A 19,030-nucleotide genomic window follows, 5' to 3' on the forward strand; every position below is an offset into this window, starting at 1 on the left:
AGGGTCAGGAGTCGTGTTTAACTAAAGGGGCCAGCCGCGTCGCCATCCAGTCTGCGATATAAGGCTGCGCGTCGCGATTGGGATGAATGCCGTCATCCTGCATCCACTGCGGTTTAAGGTAGATCTCCTCCATAAAAAAAGGCAGCAGCGGAGCGGAGTACTCTTTCGCAAGTTCAGGGTAGATGGCGCTGAAGCTTTCGGTATAGCGACGGCCATAGTTGGGCGGCAGGCGAATTTGCATCAGCAGCGGTTCAGCGCCCGCCGCTTTTACCTGCTCGATAATCTGGCGCAGGGTTGCGGCGATGGCGTCCGGCGCAAAACCGCGCAGGCCGTCGTTGCCGCCAAGCTCTATCAATACCCAACGTGGTTTATGCTGTTCAAGCAGGGAGGGCAAACGGGCGAGCCCCTGCTGCGCGGTGTCGCCGCTGATGCTGGCGTTCACCACGCGGGTGTCGCGCTGCTGCCACTTATCGTTAAGCAGCGCAGGCCAGGCGGCGTTCGCCGCCATGCGATAGCCCGCGCTCAGGCTGTCGCCAAGAACCAGCAGCGTGTCCGCCGCCGCGGCGCGAAAACTGACAAAAACAAACAACAGGAAAGCGAGATGCCAGCGGAAAACAGCCTTGAAGTTCATCATCTTTTTAAATCCGTCGGTCAGGGGGAACACGCGCTCTCCATCCTCACCGGAGTTGAGCTGGTTGTCAAACCAGCCGAAACCATCGCTCTGATTGGCGAGTCGGGCTCAGGCAAGTCGACGCTGCTCGCAATCCTGGCCGGGCTCGACGACGGCAGCAGCGGGGAGGTGCGCTTGCTTGGCGAACCGCTGCATGACATGGACGAAGAGGCGCGCGCCCGTCTGCGGGCGAAGCATGTCGGCTTTGTATTTCAGTCGTTTATGCTGATCCCAACGCTTAACGCGCTGGAGAACGTCGAGCTGCCCGCGCTGCTGCGGGGCGAAAACGACAAGGCGAGCCGCGAACAGGCGAAGCGGTTGCTTGAGCAGCTCGGCCTTGGCAAGCGGCTTGACCATCTGCCCGCGCAGCTTTCCGGCGGCGAGCAGCAGCGCGTAGCGCTGGCCCGCGCCTTCAACGGCCGCCCCTCGGTGCTCTTCGCCGACGAGCCCACCGGCAACCTCGATCGCCACACCGGCGATCGCATCGCCGATCTGCTTTTTTCCTTAAACCGCGATTACGCCACCACGCTGATTCTGGTCACGCACGATCCGGAGCTGGCGGCGCGCTGCGACAGACGCCTGCGCCTGCGAGACGGCAAATTATGGGAGGAAGCATGATAGCCCGCTGGTTCTGGCGCGAATGGCGCTCCCCCTCATTGCTGATAGTCTGGCTGGCGCTCAGCCTCGCGGTGGCCTGCGTGCTGGCGCTCGGCACCATCAGCGACCGCATGGAAAAAGGCTTAAGTCAGCAGAGCCGGGAATTTCTTGCAGGCGACCGGGCGTTGAGAAGCTCGCGCGCAGTGCCGGAGGCCTGGCTTCTGGAGGCTAAGCGCGATGGCTTGCAGGCGGGCAAACAGCTCTCTTTCACCACCATGACGTTCGGCGCCGAAGCGCCGCAGCTCGCCAGCGTGAAGGCCGTAGACAGCGTTTATCCGCTCTACGGCGCGCTGCAAACCGACCCGCCGAATCTGAAGCCGCAGCCGGGCCGGGTGTTGCTGGCGCCCCGGCTGATGGCGCTGCTCGGGGTGAAGGCGGGCGACAGGATAGACGTGGGCGACGCCACGCTTACCGTGGCGGGAGCGGTTATCCAGGAGCCGGACGCGGGCTTTAACCCTTTCCAGATGGCGCCGCGGCTGTTGATGCATTTTGATGACGTGGAAAAAACCGGCGCGGTGCAGCCCGGCAGCCGCCTGATGTGGCGCTATAAATTCGCCGGCACGCCTGCGCAGATTAAACGTTACGAAGATTTTCTACTGCCGAAGCTCAAACCCGAGCATCGCTGGTACGGCATGGAAGAAGACGACGGGGCGCTGGGCAAATCCGTTGAGCGGTCGCAAAAATTCCTGCTGCTCTCGGCGCTCCTGACGCTGTTGCTGGCGGTGGCCGCCGTGGCGGTGGCGATGGGGCACTACTGCCGCAGCCGTTACGATCTGGTGGCTATTCTCAAGACCCTCGGCGCGGACAGCGCCGCGCTGCGCAAGCTTATCGTCGGGCAGTGGCTGCTGGTGCTCACGCTCTCCGCCGTGGCCGGGGGGCTGGCGGGAAAAGTGTTTGAAGCGGTGCTGATGCATCTGCTCAAACCGGTGTTGCCCGCCGACCTGCCTGCGGCGAGCTTCTGGCCGTGGCTGTGGGCGGTGGGGTCGATGGGGGTGATTTCGCTGCTGGTGGGGCTGCGCCCGTACCGGTTGCTGCTCGCCACCCAGCCGCTGCGGGTATTAAGACGAGACGCGGTGGCCAACGTCTGGCCGCTGAAGGTTTATCTGCCCGTTATTACGCTGGTGGTCGTGGCGCTGCTCGCCTGGCTGATGGGCGGCAATATGCTGCTCTGGTCGGTGCTGGCAGGGGCCGTGGTGCTGGCGCTGCTCTGCGGTCTGGTGGGGTGGGGGCTGTTGCGGGTGCTGAAGAGGCTGACTATCAAGGCGTTGCCGCTGCGCCTTGCGGTTAACCGCCTGCTGCGTCAACCCTGGCAGACGCTCAGCCAGCTCGCCGCGTTCTCGCTCTCCTTTATGCTGCTGGCTTTGCTGCTGGTGCTCAGGGGCGACCTGCTCGACCGCTGGCAGCAGCAACTGCCGCCGGAAAGTCCGAACTATTTTTTGATTAATATCGCGCCGGAACAGTTTGAGCCAATGAAGGCGTTTCTTGCCGAACGGCAAATTGCCCCCGAATCGTTTTATCCCATCGTGCGGGCGCGGCTGACGCAGATTAACGGCGTCGCCACTGCAGGCAACCAGGATGAGGCGCTTAACCGCGAGCTTAACCTCACCTGGCAGAGCCGGAAGCCGGAACATAACCCCATCACCGCTGGCCGCTGGCCGCCGAAAGCGGGCGAAGTGTCGATGGAGGAGGGGCTGGCGGCGCGCCTTGATATTCATATCGGCGACAGCGTCACCTTCACCGGCGATACGCAGGATTTCACCGCGAAAGTCACCAGCCTGCGTAAAGTCGACTGGGAGAGCCTGCGGCCCAACTTCTATTTTATCTTCCCGCCGGGCGCGCTCGACGGCCAGCCGCAAACCTGGCTTACCAGCTTCCGCTGGGAAAACGGCAACACCATGCTGGCGCAGCTTAACCGTGAGTTCCCGACGGTGGGGCTGCTGGATATCGGCGCTATTCTGCGCCAGGTCGGCCAGGTGCTGGAGCAGGTGAGCCGGGCGCTGGAAGTGATGGTGGTGCTGGTCACCGTCTGCGGCATTCTGCTGCTGCTCGCTCAGGTTCAGGTGGGCATGCGTCAGCGCCATCAGGAACTGGTGGTTTACCGTACGCTGGGTGCAGGCAAAAAGCTGCTGCGCGCCACGCTGTGGTGCGAGTTCGCCGTTCTTGGGCTGGTGGCGGGGCTGGTGGCGGCCATCGGCGCGGAAACGGCGCTCGGGATATTGCAAACCCGGGTGTTTGATTTCCCGTGGGAGCCGGACTGGCGGCTGTGGGGCATCCTGCCGCTTTGCGGCGCGCTGCTGCTTTCGCTCTGCGGCGGCTGGCTTGGCGTGCGATTGTTAAAAGGACGGGCGCTGTTCCGCCAGTTCGCTGGTTAACGTTTGGACACGCTGCGCCGATTTTTCTACCGTCGTAGCGTGTTTTAGCAGCACCAGATAATAAAAATCTGATATTTAGTAGCACGATTTAGTAAAAAACCGCCAACACGGCAGGGTTAATCCTGGTTATTATTCGCTTGCTAAATGTTATACGGCAATTTATCAAGGGAATAGAATGACTATAAAAATGAAAGCGCTGGCGGCATCCGTCGGCGCGGCAGTGGCACTGCTTTCTTGCGCCGCTCAGGCGGAAATCACCGTTCTTAAACAAGACCCGCAGGCGGGCAATCCGCTGAGCCGGCTTAACTTCACCGTTGGCGGCAGTATTCGTCGCGCTGAGCTGTAAGCCGGATAACTGGACTCTCTCCGCAGGTGGCGGCGGGTATCAGAGCTTCATGACCACCAAAAAAGTCGCGGTGAATGATTATTTTGCGGGCGGCGCCTGGGGCATTGAGTACTTCGCCGGTTATACTTCCCGGTGGGGCAGTATGCGGTGAAATCCATTCAGCCTTACTTTTCACCAAATTTGAATTGCTCAAGAGCACTCCCCCAATAACAGACCGTGAACCATATCCCATTGTTTGAGAACTGGTGAACACCTCTACGTATGGATGGATTGTAACCGTTCTTATTGCCCATTTCTTAGCTCTCCCATTAATACTGTATGTACGGTATTAATGGGGTTGTCGATAAAATCCATTTCTAAAAAGAATATGCATACATGATAAGGACTTAACGTTTCTGTTTGAACAGTTTATCACTGACAATAAAAGCAACTATCAGGAAGATGAATGATGATATATGAGCATAATCTTCCCAATAATTAGCCGCAATAATAAAAAATATTATTGAAACACCAATAGGCAAATAAACTCTAAAGATTAATCTATGTAAATCATCCCAAAATACTTTTAACATTCTCTTCATCTGATTAACCTTATAATGTCAGATACAATGTCCTGATCAGTCTTCTGCCACTGGTTATTAGCATCTACACGTTCAATGATGGGCTCAATAAGAAAATATAACATTTCCAGATCGCGACCGTAGAGATCTCTGTAGTACCGACCGTGTTTATGTAAGAGCCGTTCGGCAGCCTGAGAAGCTATCTGTACATACCCATACGCACCAACCAGGGCAATGCCCCTCGTAGCCCAAGTAGTTAAAGCCCCCTCAACAGATACTCTCATCCCTAAACTTGAAGCAACCAGAGCAGATACAGAATAAGCAATAGATAATCTTGTCAGTGTTGAAGATGTAACGAACGTACCGGACATAGCCAATATTCGTGTAATATTTCTGATTCGCTGATCAGAGAGATTCTCAAACATATAGTTAACATATATTTCAATCATCTCTCTAATTACATCAATGTGTTTTGCTAATGTAAATATTGCCTTAGCAAATCTAATATCTTCTTGCTTTAAGCGTGTACAAACGTCCTAGTAGTTATCCATAAAGCAAGAGCTATACCACGAAAGCCTTTCCACCCCTGAGTAGATATTTTTAGCTTGTTGTACGGCCTGCTGCTGTACAGCGTCAAGGCTCCTGTCCAGCAGGTTAGCCATGTAGCGATCAGCATCAATTTTATTCAGTATAAGCGAGTTGTAGCTCATGAATCCTTCCCGTTTCTCCCTATCCATATCTCACATAACAGTAATAAGTCTCTGAATGATAAACAAGATGTATCTATCGCTGGAGTATCAGTACGAGCAGGAGGTAATAGAATAAATCACTAAAAATAAAATAAAATGTTCAATATTCAATGGGTTAAATACTTATGTTTAGTGAGGGTAGGTCTGCCTGTTTCAGAGATCACCGGCTTTTCTGTACCGTTAACATTGATACCATACAGGCACGGCTATGTGTCTTTGACAGGGAAATTATTCAACTACTGGATAGACTGGACTTTATCAGGCTTGGGATCTCAGAAGACTTTGAAGGGTTTGAAATGGGTATTGAACATCTGGTACTTAAAACACTGTTAAACGTTGGCTATCGCTTGTTCCTTGATGATCCTGGTTCAGGCCGTGCTAATGTCGCCGCACTGACTACCGGATGTTATGAGGCGGTGAAACTGGATAGGACGTTTTATCGTCATGAGGTACAGAAACCCACCTTCAACATACTAATGAAGAACATCATGCAGTACTGCCCGTATGTGATTGTAGAAGAAGTAGAGGATCGGCAGGAGATACCAGTACTACAGGATGCAGGGATATCGGCGGTACAATGCTATCTATATCGCGGTGTGAGTTTCTCTAAGGTTATATCTCTTATATAGCTTTAAGCTGCTGTGAAGCGGCTTCATTCACCATCATCTAATTCATTTAAATATTTGGCAAACACATCTCCGTGGCACGGATATGGTTTGCAATGGCATCCAAGAATTTTACCTCGATGTGCTTTAAGATTCTCTTTAAAATCCTCTCCACTTTTTAAAAAGTTTCGATCAAAGTCATACTTAAACTTTCTTATAACTTCATCACGATCACCATCGGCTCCAATCGCATAGGGATTACCTCATAAAGTACCGCGACCGCAATAAACATCGAAGTGTTCACCCCTGTCTTTATTGGATACAAAAGTAATTTTATCTTTTATATACCTTACAGGAAAGTGTGATGATAACGTTTCATAAATTGTCGTGAACTCGGGTTTCAAAGCTGAATCGATAAGAACAGCGTGGGTTAAACCAAGATTAAAAGCATCTGTAAGGAGGTCAGGTTCAAGTTTAAAAATCAAATCAGAAGAAAAATAGTTATATATCAAATTCTGGTTATCTTCAAAATAGAATACTTGGTATTCACTCGATTTGGAGAGGATACGGGTAAGCTTTCGCTCAAACTTACCCTTTGAAGCAAAATCAGGATGATACATAATCAGTACTTTCATCATATTAAATGCTTAACCTCAAAATCTGTATCCCAATGCTTGTTCAGATATTCTATCACAAGACGACGATGACAGTGGTGGGGCTTATGCTCACTACATAACAAACAACCGTCGGAGATTAAGCTCTTATCTATACGCTCGATATTTCTTTTTGCCATAAGATTCAAGAAATTATCTTCGTAAATCTCCCATGAGACATTACCTTTTTTATAAGGGGCGAGCATCTCTTTGGTAGGTGCAAGGTCGGGAACATGTGCATATTTTACTCCGCACAACTCACGAAGGAAAAACTCGAGGTCTTTCTTTTTAGCAAAACCAGCAAGTTGCGATACATTATTTAACCGTACATCAACCAGAGTTTTAATTGGCTGTGACTTAATCAGGGTGAAAAAATTTTCAGCAGTTTTTTCAGTAAATCCAATTGAAAATACTTTCATTAAATTATCTCAGCTATTAGTTTGTAGTGAAATTTTCCTGCAGCATTTTCAAATGCTTCTGATGCAAGGCTCTCAGTTATAAAACAATTAGGCCTCATGTAGCGGCCTACCTCTTTATCTTCAAAATAATTTAGCCATTTGTAATCAGTTACCTTGAGATTGTATGTTACTTCGTTATAAGTAAACTCAGCTCGCACTTCTACCTTTTGGTTTTCCCAACGAGACGTTACAAAAGTAATCAGCCCGGCCTCTATAAAATAAAGGCTATCGTTAAGGTCTTCTACTTCATCAGGATGTACCTGATCAAACTTACCGCTACTTGTCTGATGAGCACCGACGACCTGGTGCGTCTGCGTTACGACTTCTAAACCGCGCGCCCGGCGCGCTTTTATCTGACGGAGCGACAACGCGTTTAACCCCAACGCCGGGCAGGCATCCGCCCGTCCGGCGCTTTCCCGTTCTCCTGCTATGCAAATTCACAAAATGCATAACCTTATTGCTCTCTATTCAACGACATATCCGGCTACATCTTGAAATAATTTCAAGGACAGCGGCTTGCGATCTGTGCCATGTTAAGCGAGGCCTTTATCCACAGGGCAAGAAAGGATTGCGCCGCATAGCACGGCGCACCACACAGCAACGCAACGTTTTAAATGGAGAAGTTATGGGATTGCGTCACTCGTTTCGCGCCGCAACCGGCGCGCTTTTGCTGGCCTGCGGGCTACAGCTCGCACATGCTGGCAGCGACCCGCACACTATCGTTTTCGGCGTGGCGCCGGGACCGTATGGCGACATGGTAAAGCAGGCCATCGCCCCTTCGCTTAAAGAGAAAGGCTATAAAGTCGTGGTGCGCGAGTTCAGCGACTATGTGCAGCCGAACATGGCGCTCGCCAACGGCAGCATCGACGCCAATCTCTTCCAGCACTCGCTCTATTTTGAAAAATTCACCGCCGACAAAGGGCTGAAGCTCACGAAGCTGATTACCGTGCCGACGGCAGGGATGGGGCTCTATTCGCGCAAAATCAAAAGCGTCGACGAGCTGAAAAAAGGCGACATCATTACGCTTTCCAACGACCCGACCAACCTGGCACGCGGCCTGCGCTTTTTGCAGTCGCTCGGGCTTATCACCATCAAAGAGAATATTGACCCGACGAAAGCTTCCGAGCGCGATATCGCCAGCAACCCGAAGGGGCTGGTCTTTAAGCCGCTGGAAGCCGCGCAACTGCCCCGCACGCTGGATGGCGTAACCGCTTCGCTGGTAAACGGCAACTTCGCTATCGCCGCCGGCCTTAAGCTCTCTACTGCCCTGAAGCAGGAACAGCTGGATGAGAGCCTGAAAAATATTATCGCGGTGCGCACGGAAGATGCGGACAAACCTTTCGCGAAAGATATTGTTACGGTCGTGAAATCCCCGGCTTACGCCGCGGTGATCAACGATCCGAAAAACATCTATAACGCGTTTCAGCAGCCGGACTGGATGACGGCGGCGAAAAAACAGTAAGCGCATCGCTTTTGCGCGGGCAGGCTTTGCGGCCTGCCCGCGTTTTGTTTATTGAGGTTCCGCATGATTGAAATTAACAACGTCTGCGTCGATTTCGCCTCCCGGCGCGGGCCTGCCACGCGCGCGGTTGATAACGTCAGCTTACGCATCGCCCCCGGCGAAATCTTTGGCATCGTCGGCACCAGCGGCGCCGGGAAAAGCACGCTGCTGCGCACGCTGAACGCCTTAACGCGCCCGAGCGAAGGCAGCATTACCGTCAATGGCACCGAGATTTCCGCGCTACGCGGCGCGGCGCTGCGCCAGGCGCGCCAGCGTATCGGCATGATCTTTCAGCATTTCAACCTGATGCATACCCGAACGGTCGCGCAAAATGTGGCGTTCAGCCTGAAGGCGGCGGGATGGGAGCGGGCGAAAATCGCCCCGCGCGTGGCGGAAATCCTGGAGCTGGTGGGGCTTAGCGACAAAGCGAACCGCTACCCGGCGCAGCTTTCCGGCGGGCAGAAACAGCGCGTCGGCATCGCCCGCGCTATCGCCAACCACCCGGACGTGTTGCTGTGCGACGAGCCCACTTCCGCGCTCGATCTGGAAACGTCCGCCACGATCCTCGCGCTGCTGAAGCGGATCAACGAGCAGCTCGGCATTACTATTGTGCTGATCACGCACGAGATGAACGTTGTCAAAACGATCTGTGACCGCGTGGCGGTGATGTCCGGCGGCAACGTGGTGGAGGAGGGCGAGGTGTTTAATATCTTCGCCCATCCGCAGCATCCCTTTACCCAACAGTTAGTCTCCCACACGCTCAACCTGACGCTGCCAGGCAGCCTGCGTCAGCACCTGCAAGGGTCGCTGCTGAAGGTGCTGTTTGTGGGCGACTCCGCCGAGCAGCCGGTGCTCTGCGAAGCGGCGGTAAACTTCGGCGTGGCGGTGAATATCCTGCATGGCAAAATCGAGTATATCGGCGAGCAGGCGCTCGGCATTTTAGTGGTGCAGCTCACCGCGAAGGATAACCCGGCAGCGGTAGCGGCGGCGGTGGAGCACATTCGCGCGCGTACGGCGCAGGTGGAGGTGATTAATGGATGATTTACTGGCCGACCTGGGCCTCGCGTTTAACGAAACCTTCCAGATGCTGGGCATCTCCACGCTGCTGGCTATCGTCGGCGGGCTGCCGCTTGGTTTTCTTATTTTCGTGACCGACCGTCGCCTCTTCTGGCAAAACCGCGTCGTGAATGTGGTGAGTTCCGTGCTGGTGAATATCATCCGTTCGGTGCCGTTCGTCATTTTGCTGGTGCTGCTGCTGCCGCTGACGCAGTTTCTGCTTGGCAACACCATCGGGCCGATAGCCGCTTCGGTGCCGCTTTCTGTCGCCGCCATCGCCTTTTACGCGCGCCTGGTGGACGGGGCGCTGCGCGAGGTGGACCGGGGAATTATCGAAGCGGCCGAGGCGTTTGGCGCAAGCCCGATGCGCATTATCTGCACCGTGCTGCTGCCGGAGGCGAGCGCCGGACTGCTGCGCGGCCTGACCATCACGCTGGTGAGCCTGATAGGCTACTCGGCGATGGCGGGTATCGTTGGCGGCGGCGGGGTGGGGGATTTGGCGATCCGCTACGGCTATTACCGCTATGAGACGCAGGTGATGATCGTCACCGTAGTGGCGCTAATCGTTCTGGTGCAGGTTGTGCAAATGCTGGGCGACTGGCTGGCGAAACGCGCCGACAAGCGCGACCGGCATTGATGCCTGGGGCAGGAGGTCTGCCCCTTGTGTTATCCGCTGTAGCGCTCCGCAAGCCACGCCTTCACCTGCGTATAGTCGCCGCGAAAGACGATATTCGCTGACTTCTTCTCCAGCTGATAGCGGTACATCGGATCGTAGTACTCCTTCAGCAGCGGGATCAGCCAGTCAAAATGGGCCTCGTGACGGCCCGTCTGCTGGTGGCGCGAAAGCGCCTGCGCCTGAATGTCGGCAAGCGCGGCGAAGCGCTGCAACCCCAGCCGACGACGAATGGCATACAGACCCTGATGCAGGTAATCGCCAAACTCGCGCCAGCCCGCCTCTTCGCCATAAGCCTCGCACCAGGCCTGCTGCATAGCGACAAAATACTCCTGCCTGAGCCTCTCAAGGCGTCGCTCAAACGGCTCTTCCACAACGGCGACCGGCGAGCGCGCCATCTGCTCGCGAAGCGCGGCGGGGAGGTGGTTTGCGCCGATCGTGCGCCCTTCGTCTTCCAGCACCCAGAAAGGCGAGGGCAGCGTTTGCCACACCGCCTCACGCGCCAGCAGGTCGCCTGCAAGGCAGTTTTCAAAACTCGCCTGTGAAAGCTGGGCGGTAAGCGTGCGGCCAAACGACGAGCCGCGATGGCGCGCCAGCGCTTCCAGGTCGACGCCCGTCGCCATCTCGCGCACCAGCAGGGTTTTGCCGCTGCCGGTGCAGCCGCCCACCAGCACCAGCGGACGGCGCGCCAGCGCATCAATGGCGTCGACTGCCGCCTGGCGCAGCGCTTTGTAACCGCCAATAACCAGCGGATAGTCCACGCCGCTCTCTTTCAGCCATTGCTGGACGATGTGCGAACGCAGCCCACCCCGGGCGCAGTAGAGATAACCTTGCGGATAGCGCAGGCAGGCGGCTTTCCAGGCCGCCAGGCGCTGCTCGCGCGTTTCGCCCTGCACCAGACGGTGGCCGAGCGCGAGTGCCGCCTGCTGACCCTGCTGCTTATAACAGGTGCCGACGGCGGCGCGCTCTTCGTTATTCATCAACGGCAGGTTAAGGGCCGACGGCAACGCCCCCTGGGTGAACTCGACCGGCGCGCGCACGTCGATAAGCGGCGTCGCCTGCGCGAGCAGGGCGCGGTAGTCGCTGGTGTCGGGCCGCGCCGTTAACTTCTGTTCCATTTAACTCCCCTGAACGTCATAACCGCGCCATTCTACGCCCGCAGAACGGCGGGAGGGAGAAACTTTGCGCTTGTCTGACTGAACAGCGGCGTAAAGCGCTTAGCTAAATTTCGGTAAATAACATGCGCGCAATGGCAATAGAACGGTGAAAAAGCGGCGATTTCGCCACAAAAAACGCCGGTTTAACGGTTTTTTAGCCGTCGATATTTCCAGACGACTTTACCGCTTTCCTTCCTGATGGCTAAACAGCACAGAATATTCCATTTGGTTCTAAAAGTGGGGTAAAGGTTCTTTAACGGCGAAAAAACGCGGTCCTATCATCTGCGCAATACCGTTGTTACTGGATGACTGCAATGACCATAGCCCATACCGTAAGCGAGCTGATTGGCAACACGCCGCTGTTGCGGCTGCAAAAGCTCGACACCGGCCCCTGCGAGCTGCTGCTTAAGCTTGAGAACCAGAACCCCGGCGGCTCTATTAAAGATCGCGTAGCGCTGTCGATGATAAACGAGGCGGAGCGCCAGGGACGGCTCGCGCCCGGCGGCACCATTATTGAAGCCACCGCGGGCAACACCGGTCTGGGGCTGGCGCTTATCGCCGCGCAAAAAGGGTATCAGCTGATTCTGGTGGTGCCGGACAAAATGAGCCGCGAGAAGATTTATCACCTGCGGGCGCTGGGCGCGCAGGTGCGGCTTACCCGTTCAGACGTGAACAAAGGCCATCCCGCCTATTACCAGGATTATGCGAAGCGCCTGGCGCAGGAGACGCCCGGGGCGTTTTATATCGACCAGTTCAACAACCCCGCCAATCCGCTGGCGCATGAAACCACTACCGCCCCGGAGCTCTATGCCCAGGCGGAGGGGAAAATCGACGCCATTGTGGTGGGCGTCGGCTCCGGCGGTACGCTCGGCGGGTTGCAGGCCTGGTTTCACCAGCATTCGCCTGAAACGGAATTTATTCTCGCCGACCCGGCGGGTTCGATCCTTGCTGATGAAGTGGAGCAGGGAAGCCACGGCGAGGCGGGCTCCTGGCGGGTGGAGGGCATTGGCGAAGACTTTATACCGCCGCTCGCGCGTCTTGACGGCGTGCGCCGCGCTTATCGCATTTCCGATGCGCAGGCGTTCGATACCGCCCGCCAGCTATTAAAAACCGAAGGTATCCTGGCGGGCTCCTCTACCGGCACGCTGCTCGCTGCCGCGCTGCGCTACTGCCGCGCCCAGACTACGCCGAAGCGGGTGGTCACTTTCGCCTGCGACAGCGGCAACAAATACCTCTCCAAAATGTTTAACGATGACTGGCTGCGCCAGCAGGGATTGCTTCAGCGACCCTCAACCGGCGACCTGCGCGATTTCATCGCTTTTCGCCATGACGAAGGGGCGACAGTGACCGCCGCGCCCGACGACACGCTGGCGACGGTGCTGGCGCGCATGCGGCTTTACGATATTTCTCAACTGCCGGTGCTGGAAGGCGGCGTCATGGTCGGCATCGTCGATGAGTGGGATTTGCTTAACGCGGTGCGCGGCGACAGCGCGCGCTTTCTTGAACCAGTCTCCCGCGCCATGAACCCGCGCGTCGAAACGCTCGACAAGGGCGCCAGCGAGCGCGAGCTGTTTGAGGTTTTCTCCCGCGGGCTGGTGGCGGTAGTGACCGACGCCGACCGTTTCCTCGGGCTTATTACCCGCACCGACGTGCTGAACGTCTGGCGCAACCGGCTTGAATCATAAGGAGCTTTATCATGGATAATTTCGCCACCCTGAGCGTGCACAGCGGCACTCACGACGACCAGCACGGCGCGGTCATGCCGCCGATTTACGCCACCTCTACGTACGCCCAACCCGCGCCGGGGCAGCATACCGGCTATGAATATTCGCGCAGCGGCAACCCAACCCGCCATGCGCTGGAGCGCGCTATCGCAGAGCTGGAAGGCGGCGCGCAGGGCTACGCTTTCGCCTCCGGTCTTGCGGCCATTTCCACGGTGCTGGAGCTGTTGGATAAAGAGAGCCATATTGTGGCGATTGACGATGTGTACGGCGGCACTTATCGCCTGCTGGAAAATGTGCGCAAGCGCACCGCCGGGCTGACGGTGAGCTGGGTGAAGCCGGATGACCTGGCAGCCCTCGAGGCGGCTATTCGCCCGGAAACGAAAATGGTCTGGGTGGAGACGCCGACCAATCCGCTGCTCAAGCTGGCTGACCTTGCGGCTATCGCGGCCATCGCCCGACGCCATGGCGTTATCAGCGTGGCGGATAACACCTTTGCTTCCCCCGCCCTGCAACGCCCGCTGTCGCTGGGCTTCGACATCGTAGTGCATTCCGCCACCAAATACCTGAACGGGCATTCCGACGTGGTCGCCGGACTGGCGGTGGTGGGGGATAACGCTGAACTGCGTGAAAGGCTCGCTTACCTGCAAAATGCGGTGGGCGGCGTGCTCGACCCGTTCAGCAGCTTCCTGACGCTGCGCGGCATCCGCACGCTGGCGCTGAGGATGGAAAAGCACAGCGCCAACGCGCTGAAAATCGCCCGCTGGCTTGAACAGCAGCCGCAGGTGGAAAAAGTGTTCTTTCCGTGGCTTGAGACGCACCCGCAGCATCCGCTTGCACAGCAGCAAATGCGCGGGCCGGGCGGCATGATTTCGGTGGTGGTGAAAGGCGATGAAGGCCAGGCGGCGAAAATCATCAAAAAGCTGCGCCTTTTTACGCTTGCGGAAAGCTTAGGCGGCGTGGAGAGCCTGGTCAGCCAGCCGTTCTTTATGACGCACGCGTCTATTCCTCTTGAGCAACGGCTCGCCAACAACATTACGCCGCAGCTGATCCGCCTTTCAGTGGGCATTGAAGATGCCGATGATTTAATTGCCGATTTAGTGCAGGCGCTGGGGGAATAAGCAGCTTTGGCAAAATGCGGGTAAGCGCAGCGCCGTCAGGCGTCGGGGTTAAAAAAAGCGGGCTTTGCGGCCCGCTTTTATTCAACCCAGCTTCATCTGCGCCCAGGCGATGCCGCTGGCGTATTCCGGCGGTAGCAACGGCACCAGTGCTTCCAGGGTGGCGCAGAGCCGCGCCGTGTCGCTGTCGTTCAGGTTCAGGTGGCCCACTTTACGGCCCGGGCGCACCTCTTTGTCGTACCAGTGCAGGTGAACCAGCGGCAGCTTCAGCCAGTCGTAGTTAAGGTCGGTGCCGATCAGGTTCACCATCACCGAAGGGCTGTTGACCACCGGCTGCGGCAGCGGTAAATCCACCACGGCGCGCAGGTGCAGCTCAAACTGGCTGATGGAGGCGCCGTTCTGCGTCCAGTGGCCGCTGTTGTGAACACGCGGCGCCAGCTCGTTAATCAGCAGGCCGGCAGGCGTCACGAAGCACTCCATCGCCATCACGCCCACATAGTTCAGCTCCTGCATAATGGCGCAGAGCATCGTTTCCGCCTGCGCCTGCTGCTCTACGCTTGCCTGCGGGAAGGCGACGCTGGTGCGCAGAATGCCTTCCTGATGCAGGTTATGGGTCAGCGGATAAAAGACCGTGTCGCCATTGTGGCCGCGGGCGCCAACCAGCGATACTTCGCCCGTGAAGTTAATGCCTTGTTCAACGATGCATTCGCCGTAGCAGTCGTCTGGCAGTTGCGCGGTTTCATCAGCGCGCAAACGCCACTGGCCGCGCCCGTCATAGCCGCCGACGCGGCGCTTAACTATCGCCAGTTCGCCAAGACGGTCAAACACCGCCGGCCATTCGCTTTTCTGCGACAGCAACTGCCAGGGCGCGGTGGCCAGGTTCAGCTTGTCGAAAAGCTGCTTTTGCGTCAGGCGGTCGGCAATAATCGGGAAGACGTCGCGGTTAACAAACGCCGGATGACGCGCCAGCTCGCGGGTAAGGGCAGTCTCCGGCCAGCGCTCAATTTCCGCGGTGATCACGCTCTGGCTGAAAGGCACCGCCTGCGGTTCAGCGTCCAGCCCCACGGGCCAGACCGAAATGCCCAGCGGCTCGCCCGCCTGGCGCAGCATACGGCCAAGCTGGCCGTTGCCGAGAACGCAAACCTGTTTCATGCCGCACCTCGCGGGTCCGGGTTTTCCAGCACTTCATCCGTCTGCTGCTGACGCCAGGCGCTGAGGCGGTTTAACAGCGCCGCGTCGTGCTGCGCCAGAATTTGCGCCGCCAGCAAGGCGGCATTGGCCGCGCCCGCTTTGCCAATGGCGAGCGTGCCCACCGGAATGCCGCGCGGCATCTGCACGATGGAGTAGAGGCTGTCGACGCCGCTCAGGGCCGCGCTCTGCACCGGCACGCCCAGTACCGGCACCAGGGTTTTCGCCGCAATCATACCAGGCAGATGCGCAGCACCCCCCGCGCCCGCGATAATCACCTGAAAGCCGTTCACCTGAGCCGCTTCGGCGAAGCTGAACAGCTTGTCCGGCGTGCGGTGGGCGGAAACCACTTCTACATGGTGGGGAACGTCGAGGGCATCAAGAATTTCAGCGGCGAACTGCATGGTGGCCCAGTCACTTTTCGAACCCATGACAATGGCGATACGCGCCGGATGGTTGCCTGAAGACATACGTCTAAAAACTCCTGTGGGGTGTGCGGACAAAACAACGAGTCGTCGTTACGAGGAGTGCGAGAATAGCACGGTTTTACGGCAAGGAAAACGGTTGCGCGGCTGTCTCGGCGGCAAAAATGGCATGCAGAAGTTAAAACGGAAAGGCGATAAGTTCGATGTTTTCGGCGGTGACTTTGATCATGGAGCCTTGCGTATGCCAGGCGCCTAAAACGTAGCGAAAGGCGGGCTCGCCGTTAGCCGTCAGCGCGTGAACGGCGGGGCGGTGCGTGTGGCCGTGTATCAGGTGCTGGACGCGGTGGCGCTCAAGGGTGTCGGCTACCGCTTGCGGGTTCACATCCATGATAGCCATATCTTTGACGCTGTTGGCGGATTGACTGCCGGCGCGCATTTTTGCGGCGATACGCTTACGTATAAACAGCGGCAGGGCGAGAAACAGGGTTTGCAGCCAGGGCTGATGCACTTTGGCGCGAAATGCCTGATAGCCCACATCGTCGGTGCAGAGGGTGTCGCCATGCATAATAAGCACGCGTTTGCCGTACAGGTTGAGGACTTTTTCTTCCGGCAGAAGCTGCATGCCGCTTTCCCTGGCGAAGCGCTTGCCCAGCAGGAAATCCCGGTTGCCGTGAATGAAATAACAGGGGACGCCGCTTTCAACCAGTGTGCGAATGGCGGCGGCGATTTGCGCGTGCAGCGGGTTCGGGTCGTCGTCGCCAATCCAGGCTTCAAACAGGTCGCCGAGAATGTAAAGCGCATCGGCCTGCCGCGCTTCGCCTGCCAGAAAACGCAGAAAACCGGCGGTTATCGCCGGTTCTTCTGTGCACAGATGAAGATCTGCGATAAAGAGTGTGGCCACGATTACTCGCTGACGGTCACGCGCTCGATTACCACGTCTTCTTTCGGTACGTCCTGGTGCATGCCGCTGCGGCCGGTCGCCACGCCTTTGATTTTGTCGACCACGTCCATGCCTTCCACCACTTCGGCGAATACGCAGTAGCCCCAACCCTGCAGGCTTTCGCCGCTGAAGTTCAGGAAGTCGTTATCCACTACGTTGATGAAGAACTGCGCGGTAGCGGAGTGCGGCGCCTGAGTACGGGCCATCGCCAGCGTACCACGGGTATTTTTCAGACCGTTGTTCGCTTCGTTTTTGATAGCGTCTTTGGTCGCTTTTTGCTTCATGCCCGGCTCAAAACCGCCGCCCTGGATCATAAAGCCGTTAATCACACGGTGGAAAATGGTGTTGTCGTAAAAACCTTCGCGGCAGTAGTCCAGGAAGTTCTTAACAGTTTCCGGCGCCTTATCGTCAAAAGTTTTGATAACGATATCGCCGTGATTGGTGTGAAAAGTAACCATGCTTGCATCCTGTTCTGTGTAGTAGTGCTGAAGCCTGCTGCGCAGGCGACGTCAGGCTGTTGTTATAGCATAACTTGCAGGTAGCGATCACCTTGCAAAGTGTGCTCCTTCCGGTTTGAATTATGAGGTAACATAGCGCTTTTCGTCTTTACCACACACTGATACGGAATCTCCTGATGTTAAAAATCTTCAACACAATGAGTCGCCAAAAAGAGGAATTCAAACCTATCCATGCCGGAGAAGTCGGCATGTATGTGTGTGGCATTACCGTTTACGATCTCTGTCATATCGGCCATGGCCGTACGTTTGTCGCTTTCGACGTCGTGGCGCGCTACCTGCGTTTCCTTGGCTATAACCTCAAGTACGTGCGTAACATTACCGATATCGACGATAAAATCATCAAACGAGCGAATGAAAATGGCGAAAATTTTGTCGCGCTGGTGGACCGCATGGTCGCCGAGATGCACAAAGATTTCGATGCGCTGAATCTCCTGCGCCCGAACAGCGAGCCGCGCGCCACGCAGCATATTCCTGAAATTATCGAGCTTGTGGAGCAGTTGATCGCCCGCGAACACGCCTATGTGGCGGAGAATGGCGACGTCATGTTCTCCGTGCCGACCGACCCGAACTACGGCGCGCTTTCTCGTCAGGATCTGGAGCAGTTGCAGGCGGGCGCGCGCGTTGAGGTGGCGGACGTGAAGCGCAACCCGATGGACTTCGTGCTGTGGAAGATGTCCAAGCCGGGCGAGCCGAGCTGGCCGTCGCCGTGGGGCGAAGGGCGTCCGGGCTGGCATATTGAGTGCTCCGCCATGAACTGCAAGCAGCTCGGCAGCCATTTCGATATTCACGGCGGCGGTTCAGACCTGATGTTCCCGCACCATGAAAACGAAATCGCGCAGTCGACCTGCGCCCATGACGGCGAGTATGTGAACTACTGGATGCACTCCGGCATGGTGATGGTGGATCGCGAGAAGATGTCGAAATCCCTCGGCAATTTCTTTACCGTGCGCGACGTGCTGAAGTATTACGACGCCGAGACTATCCGCTATTTCCTGATGTCCGGCCACTACCGCAGCCAGCTGAACTACAGCGAAGAGAACTTAAAGCAGGCGCGCGCCTCGCTGGAGCGTCTCTACACCGCCTTGCGCGGCACTGAACGTCTGGACGAACCGGGCGGCGAGTCTTTCTTTGCGGGCGGCGACGCCTTTGAAACACGCTTTCGTGAGGCGATGGATGACGATTTCAATACCCCGGAAGCCTACTCGGTGCTGTTCGACATGGCGCGCGAAGTGAATCGCCTGAAAGCGGAAGACAAAACGGCGGCGAATCATCTTGCGGCGCATTTGCGTAAACTTGCCGCCGTGCTGGGTCTGCTGGAGCAGGACCCGGAGCAGTTCCTGCAAAGCGGCGCGCAGGCGGACGACGCTGAGGTGGCGGAAATAGAAGCGTTGATCCAAAAGCGTCTGGAAGCGCGTAAGTCGAAAGACTGGGCGGCGGCGGACGCGGCGCGTGACCGCTTAAACGAGATGGGCATCGTGCTGGAAGACGGACCGCAGGGCACCACCTGGCGACGTAAATAAGAAAAAGCGGCGAAAGCCGCTTTTTTATGCGCGGCGTAAAAAGGTCATGCTCTGTTTACTGAGCGCTTACTCGGTCCGGCAGGGCTGGCTTGTCCGCTCAACACTTTTTCTTTATACCATTCTGACGGCGTTTGTTTCTTCAT

Annotated in this window: 20 protein-coding genes and 1 pseudogene; 10 read left to right on the forward strand and 11 right to left on the reverse strand. The window is 56.6% G+C overall.

Translation table 11 applies throughout. The features are described from left to right. Positions 1-4 precede the first annotated feature (4 nt). Positions 5-634 carry a multifunctional acyl-CoA thioesterase I/protease I/lysophospholipase L1 gene (tesA, locus tag ACU4F7_RS05875; protein WP_024557368.1) on the reverse strand — a complete coding sequence of 210 codons (630 nt, stop codon included), beginning with the start codon at positions 632-634 and terminating at the stop codon, positions 5-7. On the opposite strand from tesA, the gene ybbA reads away from it, so the two are divergent. The 3 genes and pseudogenes from ybbA to ACU4F7_RS05890 form a co-directional block, all read left to right on the forward strand. Further along, positions 602-1,288 (forward strand): putative ABC transporter ATP-binding protein YbbA, encoded by a 687-nt coding sequence (gene ybbA / locus ACU4F7_RS05880; protein WP_029592135.1) that lies wholly within the window; start codon positions 602-604, stop codon positions 1,286-1,288. The genes tesA and ybbA overlap by 33 nt on opposite strands. Beyond that, positions 1,285-3,699, forward strand: a complete 2,415-nt coding sequence (ybbP, locus tag ACU4F7_RS05885; protein WP_481638236.1) for a putative ABC transporter permease subunit YbbP — start codon at positions 1,285-1,287, stop codon at positions 3,697-3,699. The genes ybbA and ybbP overlap by 4 nt, the downstream gene beginning before the upstream one ends. A gap of 175 nt (positions 3,700-3,874) precedes the next feature. Next, positions 3,875-4,216: pseudogene (locus ACU4F7_RS05890) on the forward strand (hypothetical protein); the annotation flags it as partial. A 925-nt stretch (positions 4,217-5,141) separates the two neighbouring features. Here ACU4F7_RS05890 and ACU4F7_RS05895 read toward each other — a convergent pair. After that, positions 5,142-5,315, reverse strand: a complete 174-nt coding sequence (locus ACU4F7_RS05895; protein ID WP_481638237.1) for a hypothetical protein — start codon at positions 5,313-5,315, stop codon at positions 5,142-5,144. Positions 5,316-5,479: 164 nt separating this feature from the next. Here ACU4F7_RS05895 and ACU4F7_RS05900 point away from each other — a divergent pair, with 164 nt between their 5' ends. Beyond that, positions 5,480-5,983 (forward strand): EAL domain-containing protein, encoded by a 504-nt coding sequence (locus ACU4F7_RS05900; protein WP_481638238.1) that lies wholly within the window; start codon positions 5,480-5,482, stop codon positions 5,981-5,983. A 23-nt stretch (positions 5,984-6,006) separates the two neighbouring features. Here ACU4F7_RS05900 and ACU4F7_RS05905 read toward each other — a convergent pair whose 3' ends face one another. Genes ACU4F7_RS05905 through ACU4F7_RS05920 form a run of 4 tightly spaced genes read right to left on the reverse strand, consistent with a single transcriptional unit; the run spans position 6,007 to position 7,438 of the window. Next, a complete protein-coding gene (locus tag ACU4F7_RS05905) occupies positions 6,007-6,207 on the reverse strand; it encodes a DUF4326 domain-containing protein (protein ID WP_268761140.1) in 201 nt (66 codons plus the stop codon). Positions 6,208-6,222: 15 nt separating this feature from the next. After that, a complete protein-coding gene (locus tag ACU4F7_RS05910; RefSeq protein WP_235470215.1) occupies positions 6,223-6,597 on the reverse strand; it encodes a hypothetical protein in 375 nt (124 codons plus the stop codon). After that, on the reverse strand, positions 6,594-7,031 hold the full coding sequence (locus tag ACU4F7_RS05915; RefSeq protein ID WP_029592140.1) for a DUF488 domain-containing protein: 438 nt from the start codon (positions 7,029-7,031) through the stop codon (positions 6,594-6,596). Before ACU4F7_RS05915 ends, ACU4F7_RS05910 begins: the two co-directional genes overlap by 4 nt. Continuing rightward, a complete protein-coding gene (locus ACU4F7_RS05920) occupies positions 7,031-7,438 on the reverse strand; it encodes a dual OB domain-containing protein (RefSeq protein WP_481638239.1) in 408 nt (135 codons plus the stop codon). The genes ACU4F7_RS05915 and ACU4F7_RS05920 overlap by 1 nt, the downstream gene beginning before the upstream one ends. A gap of 257 nt (positions 7,439-7,695) precedes the next feature. Between ACU4F7_RS05920 and ACU4F7_RS05925 the strand changes: the two genes are divergently transcribed. The 3 genes from ACU4F7_RS05925 (at position 7,696) to ACU4F7_RS05935 (ending at position 10,264) form a co-directional block, all read left to right on the forward strand. Next, positions 7,696-8,532: a MetQ/NlpA family ABC transporter substrate-binding protein gene (locus ACU4F7_RS05925; protein WP_481638240.1), complete on the forward strand. Its 837-nt coding sequence runs from the start codon at positions 7,696-7,698 to the stop codon at positions 8,530-8,532. A gap of 63 nt (positions 8,533-8,595) precedes the next feature. Next, complete coding sequence (sfbB, locus tag ACU4F7_RS05930) at positions 8,596-9,612, forward strand: virulence-associated ABC transporter ATP-binding protein SfbB (protein ID WP_029592143.1); 1,017 nt, start codon at positions 8,596-8,598, stop codon at positions 9,610-9,612. Next, a complete protein-coding gene (locus tag ACU4F7_RS05935; protein ID WP_029592144.1) occupies positions 9,605-10,264 on the forward strand; it encodes a methionine ABC transporter permease in 660 nt (219 codons plus the stop codon). Before sfbB ends, ACU4F7_RS05935 begins: the two co-directional genes overlap by 8 nt. A 29-nt stretch (positions 10,265-10,293) precedes the next feature. On the opposite strand, the gene mnmH is transcribed toward ACU4F7_RS05935, so the two are convergent. Then, complete coding sequence (mnmH, locus tag ACU4F7_RS05940; protein WP_481638241.1) at positions 10,294-11,418, reverse strand: tRNA 2-selenouridine(34) synthase MnmH; 1,125 nt, start codon at positions 11,416-11,418, stop codon at positions 10,294-10,296. Between the two features lie 353 nt (positions 11,419-11,771). Between mnmH and ACU4F7_RS05945 the strand changes: the two genes are divergently transcribed. Together ACU4F7_RS05945 and ACU4F7_RS05950 are read left to right on the forward strand one after the other, a co-directional pair. Then, positions 11,772-13,142, forward strand: coding sequence for a pyridoxal-phosphate dependent enzyme (locus tag ACU4F7_RS05945; RefSeq protein WP_481638242.1), 1,371 nt, complete (start codon positions 11,772-11,774; stop codon positions 13,140-13,142). A gap of 11 nt (positions 13,143-13,153) precedes the next feature. Further along, positions 13,154-14,299 carry a trans-sulfuration enzyme family protein gene (locus ACU4F7_RS05950; protein WP_481638243.1) on the forward strand — a complete coding sequence of 382 codons (1,146 nt, stop codon included), beginning with the start codon at positions 13,154-13,156 and terminating at the stop codon, positions 14,297-14,299. Positions 14,300-14,380: 81 nt separating this feature from the next. Here the strand turns inward: ACU4F7_RS05950 and purK are convergent, their stop codons facing one another. The 4 genes from purK to ppiB all read right to left on the reverse strand — a co-directional run bounded on the left by purK (position 14,381) and on the right by ppiB (position 17,307). Beyond that, complete coding sequence (gene purK / locus ACU4F7_RS05955; protein ID WP_481638244.1) at positions 14,381-15,448, reverse strand: 5-(carboxyamino)imidazole ribonucleotide synthase; 1,068 nt, start codon at positions 15,446-15,448, stop codon at positions 14,381-14,383. Continuing rightward, the gene (gene purE / locus ACU4F7_RS05960; protein WP_481638245.1) at positions 15,445-15,954 is read right to left on the reverse strand and encodes a 5-(carboxyamino)imidazole ribonucleotide mutase; all 510 of its coding nucleotides are present in this window, start codon (positions 15,952-15,954) and stop codon (positions 15,445-15,447) included. Before purE ends, purK begins: the two co-directional genes overlap by 4 nt. A gap of 133 nt (positions 15,955-16,087) precedes the next feature. Continuing rightward, entirely contained in the window at positions 16,088-16,810 is a 723-nt protein-coding gene (lpxH, locus tag ACU4F7_RS05965) for a UDP-2,3-diacylglucosamine diphosphatase (RefSeq protein WP_481638246.1), read from the reverse strand. A gap of 2 nt (positions 16,811-16,812) precedes the next feature. Then, positions 16,813-17,307 carry a peptidylprolyl isomerase B gene (gene ppiB, locus ACU4F7_RS05970; RefSeq protein WP_024557356.1) on the reverse strand — a complete coding sequence of 165 codons (495 nt, stop codon included), beginning with the start codon at positions 17,305-17,307 and terminating at the stop codon, positions 16,813-16,815. A gap of 176 nt (positions 17,308-17,483) precedes the next feature. Here ppiB and cysS point away from each other — a divergent pair, with 176 nt between their 5' ends. Next, positions 17,484-18,887 carry a cysteine--tRNA ligase gene (gene cysS / locus ACU4F7_RS05975; protein WP_029592150.1) on the forward strand — a complete coding sequence of 468 codons (1,404 nt, stop codon included), beginning with the start codon at positions 17,484-17,486 and terminating at the stop codon, positions 18,885-18,887. Positions 18,888-19,030: the final 143 nt, after the last annotated feature.

This window comes from Franconibacter pulveris (assembly GCF_056780215.1).

What these genes read in the sequence shown, in the direction of transcription:
- ACU4F7_RS05925 (WP_481638240.1), top strand. Translation starts at nt 7,696, where the DNA reads ATGGGATTGCGTCACTCGTTTCGCGCCGCAACCGGCGCGCTTTTGCTG.
- ppiB (WP_024557356.1), bottom strand. Translation starts at nt 17,307, where the DNA reads ATGGTTACTTTTCACACCAATCACGGCGATATCGTTATCAAAACTTTT.
- purK (WP_481638244.1), bottom strand. Translation starts at nt 15,448, where the DNA reads ATGAAACAGGTTTGCGTTCTCGGCAACGGCCAGCTTGGCCGTATGCTG.
- ybbP (WP_481638236.1), top strand. Translation starts at nt 1,285, where the DNA reads ATGATAGCCCGCTGGTTCTGGCGCGAATGGCGCTCCCCCTCATTGCTG.
- ACU4F7_RS05895 (WP_481638237.1), bottom strand. Translation starts at nt 5,315, where the DNA reads ATGAGCTACAACTCGCTTATACTGAATAAAATTGATGCTGATCGCTAC.
- ACU4F7_RS05945 (WP_481638242.1), top strand. Translation starts at nt 11,772, where the DNA reads ATGACCATAGCCCATACCGTAAGCGAGCTGATTGGCAACACGCCGCTG.
- ACU4F7_RS05950 (WP_481638243.1), top strand. Translation starts at nt 13,154, where the DNA reads ATGGATAATTTCGCCACCCTGAGCGTGCACAGCGGCACTCACGACGAC.
- ACU4F7_RS05915 (WP_029592140.1), bottom strand. Translation starts at nt 7,031, where the DNA reads ATGAAAGTATTTTCAATTGGATTTACTGAAAAAACTGCTGAAAATTTT.
- mnmH (WP_481638241.1), bottom strand. Translation starts at nt 11,418, where the DNA reads ATGGAACAGAAGTTAACGGCGCGGCCCGACACCAGCGACTACCGCGCC.
- ybbA (WP_029592135.1), top strand. Translation starts at nt 602, where the DNA reads ATGCCAGCGGAAAACAGCCTTGAAGTTCATCATCTTTTTAAATCCGTC.
- ACU4F7_RS05900 (WP_481638238.1), top strand. Translation starts at nt 5,480, where the DNA reads ATGTTTAGTGAGGGTAGGTCTGCCTGTTTCAGAGATCACCGGCTTTTC.
- ACU4F7_RS05910 (WP_235470215.1), bottom strand. Translation starts at nt 6,597, where the DNA reads ATGATGAAAGTACTGATTATGTATCATCCTGATTTTGCTTCAAAGGGT.
- ACU4F7_RS05935 (WP_029592144.1), top strand. Translation starts at nt 9,605, where the DNA reads ATGGATGATTTACTGGCCGACCTGGGCCTCGCGTTTAACGAAACCTTC.
- tesA (WP_024557368.1), bottom strand. Translation starts at nt 634, where the DNA reads ATGATGAACTTCAAGGCTGTTTTCCGCTGGCATCTCGCTTTCCTGTTG.
- cysS (WP_029592150.1), top strand. Translation starts at nt 17,484, where the DNA reads ATGTTAAAAATCTTCAACACAATGAGTCGCCAAAAAGAGGAATTCAAA.
- sfbB (WP_029592143.1), top strand. Translation starts at nt 8,596, where the DNA reads ATGATTGAAATTAACAACGTCTGCGTCGATTTCGCCTCCCGGCGCGGG.
- purE (WP_481638245.1), bottom strand. Translation starts at nt 15,954, where the DNA reads ATGTCTTCAGGCAACCATCCGGCGCGTATCGCCATTGTCATGGGTTCG.